This window comes from Hyphomonas sp. BRH_c22, from assembly GCF_000961795.1.
In the GTDB taxonomy this organism is placed as follows: domain Bacteria; phylum Pseudomonadota; class Alphaproteobacteria; order Caulobacterales; family Hyphomonadaceae; genus Hyphomonas.
This window is the reverse complement of sequence record NZ_LADU01000110.1, coordinates 1-5,049: the sequence shown is the minus strand read 5'-3', so window position 1 is coordinate 5,049 and position 5,049 is coordinate 1. Positions and strand designations below refer to the sequence as shown.

The window sequence follows — 5,049 nt, the reverse complement described above, 5'->3', positions numbered from 1 at the left end:
TCGGCCCCGCGTGATCGTATCTGCTCGACCAGCGAGAGCGCATCATACCCGCGATCAGCCACGACATGGGCGGCCGTCTTCAGGCTGTCGACAAGGGCAGGCGCGGCGGCCTTGTCGGAGGCTTGACCGGCCGTCAGGGACAGGCGGATCGGCAGGCCCGCCTCATCAACCACGGCATGGATCTTGGTGCTCAGTCCCCCACGAGAGAGACCGATGGCGTTATCCGGGCCCCCTTTTTTCCGCCTGCGGCGTGCTGGTGGGCCCGGATGATCGAACTGTCGATGAAGGCCATAGATTCGGGAGATCGCTCCGCCAAGGCATTGAAAACATTGAGCCAGACGCCTGCCTTCGCCCATCTGTTGAAGCGATTGTACACCGTGGTGTAAGGGCCGTAGCGCTCCGGCAGGTCGCGCCAGGGCGAGCCGGTCCGCAGAATGTAGAAAATCCCATTCAGCACCCGCCGGTCATCGGCGCGGGCAACCCCGCGCGGTTTGTTCGGCAGAAGCGGCTCAACGATCTGCCACTCGGCATCGCTCAAATCAAAACGGGCCATGATCCATCTCCTCTCACGAGAAGGGAATCATGAACCCACTCAATTGGGAATCCTGTTTATGAGTACAGAACCTAGTCTGTCGCGATCACGCCAATCGCGAGGCCGATAATGGCACCGGTGGCCACTGACGCGAGAATCGCATCTCCCCGGTCATAATCGCGGGCCCAATAGTAACCACGTGGCGGATCATAGAGGCCGTAGCGATGGTAATCGCGGATATAGACGGTGTGGCCATGCGGGCGGTAATAGCCGCCGACAGCGTAGCGCGGCACATAGTGGCGCGGTGGCGCATAATGGCGCGGCGGGGCGTAGTAGTGGCGGGGTGGCGCATAATGGGCGCGCGACCGTGGCGGGCTGTAATAGCGATGCTTGTCATGATGACGATAGGCGTCACGCCGATCATGCTTGCCGCGGTAATCGTGCCTGCGATCGTCCCTGCCGCGATAGTCGTTCCGGCGATCGCCGCGATAGTCATTGCGGCGGTCGTGGCCGCGACTGGCGCCCCGGTCATAATCGCCACGCGAATACTCTCCGCCACGATGATTGTCACCACGGCGCCCCTGGTCGGCGCTGGCGATGGGGGCCGCAAGCAAGCCGATGGTTGCCGTGGCAACCAGCAGGCGGGATAGGTTCTTCAACAGTTTCATGGCGTTCAAGCCTCCTGAGGATCGCCGCACATGTGTGCGAACTTGAGGCAAGTTTTAACGGTTGCGGGCTGAACTCCACCTGAACGCCATGTTAAGGAAAACCCATGTCAGACTTTGGCGATCTTCGCGTATCAGGCGAGTTGGCGGTTCCTGCCTGGGAACTGAGCGAGGCCTTCGTGCGCGCGTCAGGGCCGGGGGGGCAGAACGTCAACAAGGTGTCGTCAGCGGTGCAGCTGACGTGGAATGTCGCTGCCTCATCCCTTCCGCCCGAGATAAAGGCCAGGTTTTCAAAACTTTACGCCAGCCGCATCACGAATGACGGCCGCCTGATCCTGGAAGCGAGCGAACATCGCAGTCAGCTGCTGAACCGTGAGGCGGCGCGTAAGCGGCTGGCGCAAATGATCCTGAAAGCGTCGATCCGGCCAAAACGACGGGTCGCGACGCGTCCCACGGCCGGCAGTGTGCGCCGCAGGATCGCGTCGAAAAAACGTCGGGGTGAAATCAAGTCGCTGCGGGGCAGCGTCGAGACAGACGACTAGCCTTCGAGTTCTGCCTTGATGGCGGCGTCGAGCTTGGCCATGTCCGCGCCTTCGATATGGGTTTCGCCAACGAAGAAGCCCGGCGTACCGCCGACGCCAAGCGTTCGTCCGAGATCCTTCATGTCAGCCAGCTGTTTCTGGATTTCCATGGACTTCATGTCGGCGCGCATTTTCTGAACGCTGATGCCAATCGATTCGGCGATGGAATCGATGCGCTTCTCGGTCAGGTCGTCATTTGACTTGATCTCCATGAGCGCGATGTGCATCTCATTGTACTTGTCCTGCTTGCCTGCGGCGAGCGCGGCCAGCGCAGCGGTTTCGCTGATGCCGCCAAAGATCGGCAGTTCCTTGAACACGACACGGACCTTCCCGTCATACTGGGCCGGAAGGGCCTGGATCGTGTCAACCGAACGCTTGCAAAAGCCGCAGCGGTAATCGAAGAACTCGACCACCGTCACTTCGGCATCGGCTGGCCCGACGAAATGGTCGCTGGCCAGGCTGTAGAGTTTGTCTTTTTCTTTCCTGATCGCCACCTTGGCGGCGTCCGCGGCCTCGGCGCGCTGCTTCTCGCTTAGCACAATCAGCGCGTCTTCGATGATTTCGGGATTGGCCATGATGTATGCGCGGACAATCTCTTCCACTTCGGCGCGGTTCATCTCGGACGAAGGGGAATCCTGCGCGCAGGCTGGTGTCAGGGCAATGGCGGTCATCGCCGCTGCGGTGAACAGTTTGCGTATCATTTCAAGGGCCTTTTCAATGCTCGAACAGATGGCGTCGGGAAGCGCCATGTATACGACCCCGCTGCAGCGCGTCCATCACTCCTGACAGAAAGTTGATCAGCGGTCCGTCATTGTGAAATCGCCGAAGGGCATCTCACGCCCGCCGGTCTGGACTGAAAACCGCGGCCCCCGATTGGCGCGGTTGTAGAAATCGCGATTGTCGGGATTGTTCGGGTCGGTGATCAGGAGGATGTCATCGGCGCGCCGATAGGTCGTCGTGCCGCGTTCCAGCTGTTCGACGGCGCGGTGGGCAAAGGTGTTGGCGCGGACGATATCACCGATGGAATAGGCCGATTCCGCCGTTGCGAGCTGCGCCTCGGCGCGGCGGCCCTGCTTTTCGAGCGTAATGGCAAGCTGGGCCCAGGCGAAGGCATTCTCGGGCTCGACGATCAGCGCATCACGCAAGGCAGTTTCGGCCAGTTCAACGTCACCCGGCTCGTCGCGCGCGTTGAGCGAACGGGCATAATTGATCAACAGCAAGGGCTGGCCCGGCTTCAGCTCAAGCGAGCGTTTGTGCGGGGCGACCGATTCAGCCGTGCGGCCGCTCTCGAACAGGATCTGGCCTTTCAATTCGTTGAAAAACGGATTGTCCGGCGCGTCTGCCAGCAGGGCATCGACCTCCTTGAGGGACACATCAATGTCCGACGCCTGCATCGCAGCAATCGCGCGGGCATAGCGGGCGGGCGCGCTGACATCGCTGGCGGGATATTCGTTGCGCACCTTGTTGGCGGTATCGAGAAAGCCGATCAGCTTGGCGCGCATCATGTCATACTGGAGCTTTTCACGCTCGGTCGGCGGCTGGTCGATCAGGCCTGACTGTTCGGCCAGGGTGCGCACGGCGCGGATGCGGTCGGAGGCGAGCGGGTGCGAGCGGAAATAAGGGTAGCGGCGCGCATTGGAGAGCACTTCCTGATACCGGAATTTCTCGAAGAACTCGACGATACCGCCGGTCGACTGGTTCAGTTGGGTGAGATATTCGACCGCGGCGGCGTCGGCCATGGATTCTTCCGTCCGCGTGTGGACAAAGAAGTTGAGCGCCGCGAATTGCTGCGAGCTGCCGATCAGGGCTGCGCCTGCGCCACCTTCACCGGCCGCGATGGCGAGGATGCCAAGGCCAATCGAAATCAGCGCCGGGCGCGAGGCGACCTGGGCGGCGCGCTGGCGGCTGACAGTGTGGCCACAGGCAATGTGGCAGGTTTCATGGGCAATCACGCCCTTGATCTGCGCAGGCGATTCCGCGGCGATGATCAGGCCGGTATGGATATGGATGTTCTGGCCGTTCGCCACGAAAGCGTTCAGGCTCGGATCATTGATGATGTAGAAGCCGACATCGGCAGGCTCCAGGCCGGCGACCTCAAGGATCGGGTCGGTCCATTCGCGCAGGGTTTCCTCGATCTCCGCATCGCGAATGAGGCCTTGCGCGGACGCCGAAAAGGCAAAGGCAGCGGCCGCGAGGGCCGAGGCAGCAAGACGCAGGAAGTGTCGCGCCATGTCGGGCGTCTCCTCTTGATGGAACCAGCCCCCTGAATTTAGGCAGCCGCGCCGGTATTGGCGAGGGGGCAGCAACATCCATGACACAAATGTCAGGAACCACCTGACGCGAAGATGAACGCGAGTTCGGGGTCGACCTGGATACCGGTTTCGGTTCCGGCGGCGGGCGCGAGCCCCCGTGGCACCAGCGAGATGAGCCGCAGGTCGCCAATATCCATCACAAGACGCATCAGCGGGCCAGTAAGATGACAGGAGACGATCCTGGCGCGAACGGGGGCTGTCACGTCTGGGATCAGGCCCTCCGGCCGGATCACGACGATTGCATCCGGGGCGACAGGCCGGGTGAGGAGGCCGGCCGGAACGTCACGGCCGGCCAGCCGATTGACCGGGCCGAGGGCCGCCGCGATATCGGCGTCCTGGGGCTTCAGATAGACGTCACTTGCCAGTCCCTGCTGCAGGATGCGGCCCGATTTCATGATCGCGATATGATCCGCGCATTCGAGTGCTTCGGACGGGTCATGGGTGACGAGAAGCGCAGGGATGCCCGCTTCGCGCACGGCGTCCAGCGCAGCTTCGCGCACGCTGCCGCGCAGCGACGGGTCGAGGCCGGAAAACGGTTCGTCCATCAGGATCGCGGCGGGTTTGGGGGCCAGGGCGCGTGCGATGGCGACGCGTTGCTGCTCGCCGCCGGACAATTCGTGCGGATAGGCGGCGCTGCGGGCGCCGAGACCAAGGCGGGAGAGCCATTGGGCGGCGATGGCGCGCGCTTCGCTCTTCGGCAGGTGGGCGAGACCAAAGGCCGTGTTCTGCAGGACAGTCAGGTGCGGGAAGAGGGCAAAATCCTGGAAAATCAGTCCAATATGGCGCTTTTCGGGGGGCAGTGTGTGTCCGCTGTCGGACAGGACAAGGTCGCCGAGGCGCACCTCGCCGGCGTCAACCGGTTCCAGCCCGGCGAACAGGCGCAGCAGGGTCGACTTGCCGGCGCCGGACCCGCCGAGCAGGGCGGTGATGGCGCCCGGCGCAAGGTCCAGCGATACGCC

At 62.6% G+C, this 5,049-nt stretch carries 5 protein-coding genes and 1 pseudogene; 1 reads left to right on the top strand and 5 read right to left on the bottom strand.

The genetic code is table 11. From position 1 onward, the window contains the following. A pseudogene (locus VR74_RS15325) lies at positions 1–553 on the bottom strand (IS5 family transposase); the annotation flags it as partial. 71 nt (positions 554–624) lie between these two features. Then, on the bottom strand, positions 625–1,200 hold the full coding sequence (locus VR74_RS15320; protein WP_299950789.1) for an RcnB family protein: 576 nt from the start codon (positions 1,198–1,200) through the stop codon (positions 625–627). A gap of 104 nt (positions 1,201–1,304) precedes the next feature. Here VR74_RS15320 and arfB point away from each other — a divergent pair, with 104 nt between their 5' ends. Continuing rightward, on the top strand, positions 1,305–1,739 hold the full coding sequence (gene arfB, locus VR74_RS15315; RefSeq protein WP_045698295.1) for an alternative ribosome rescue aminoacyl-tRNA hydrolase ArfB: 435 nt from the start codon (positions 1,305–1,307) through the stop codon (positions 1,737–1,739). Here the strand turns inward: arfB and VR74_RS15310 are convergent. From VR74_RS15310 to VR74_RS15300, 3 genes are all read right to left on the bottom strand, one after another. Continuing rightward, positions 1,736–2,527 (bottom strand): DsbA family protein, encoded by a 792-nt coding sequence (locus VR74_RS15310; protein WP_299950787.1) that lies wholly within the window; start codon positions 2,525–2,527, stop codon positions 1,736–1,738. The two genes, arfB and VR74_RS15310, sit on opposite strands and share 4 nt — an antisense overlap. 48 nt (positions 2,528–2,575) lie before the next feature. Beyond that, entirely contained in the window at positions 2,576–4,009 is a 1,434-nt protein-coding gene (locus VR74_RS15305) for a M48 family metalloprotease (protein ID WP_045698293.1), read from the bottom strand. A 92-nt stretch (positions 4,010–4,101) separates the two neighbouring features. Then, positions 4,102–5,049 (bottom strand): ABC transporter ATP-binding protein (locus VR74_RS15300; RefSeq protein ID WP_045698290.1); only part of this gene is annotated, 948 nt, incomplete at its 5' end.

What these genes read in the sequence shown, in the direction of transcription:
- VR74_RS15320 (WP_299950789.1), bottom strand. Translation starts at nt 1,200, where the DNA reads ATGAAACTGTTGAAGAACCTATCCCGCCTGCTGGTTGCCACGGCAACC.
- arfB (WP_045698295.1), top strand. Translation starts at nt 1,305, where the DNA reads ATGTCAGACTTTGGCGATCTTCGCGTATCAGGCGAGTTGGCGGTTCCT.
- VR74_RS15310 (WP_299950787.1), bottom strand. Translation starts at nt 2,527, where the DNA reads ATGGCGCTTCCCGACGCCATCTGTTCGAGCATTGAAAAGGCCCTTGAA.
- VR74_RS15305 (WP_045698293.1), bottom strand. Translation starts at nt 4,009, where the DNA reads ATGGCGCGACACTTCCTGCGTCTTGCTGCCTCGGCCCTCGCGGCCGCT.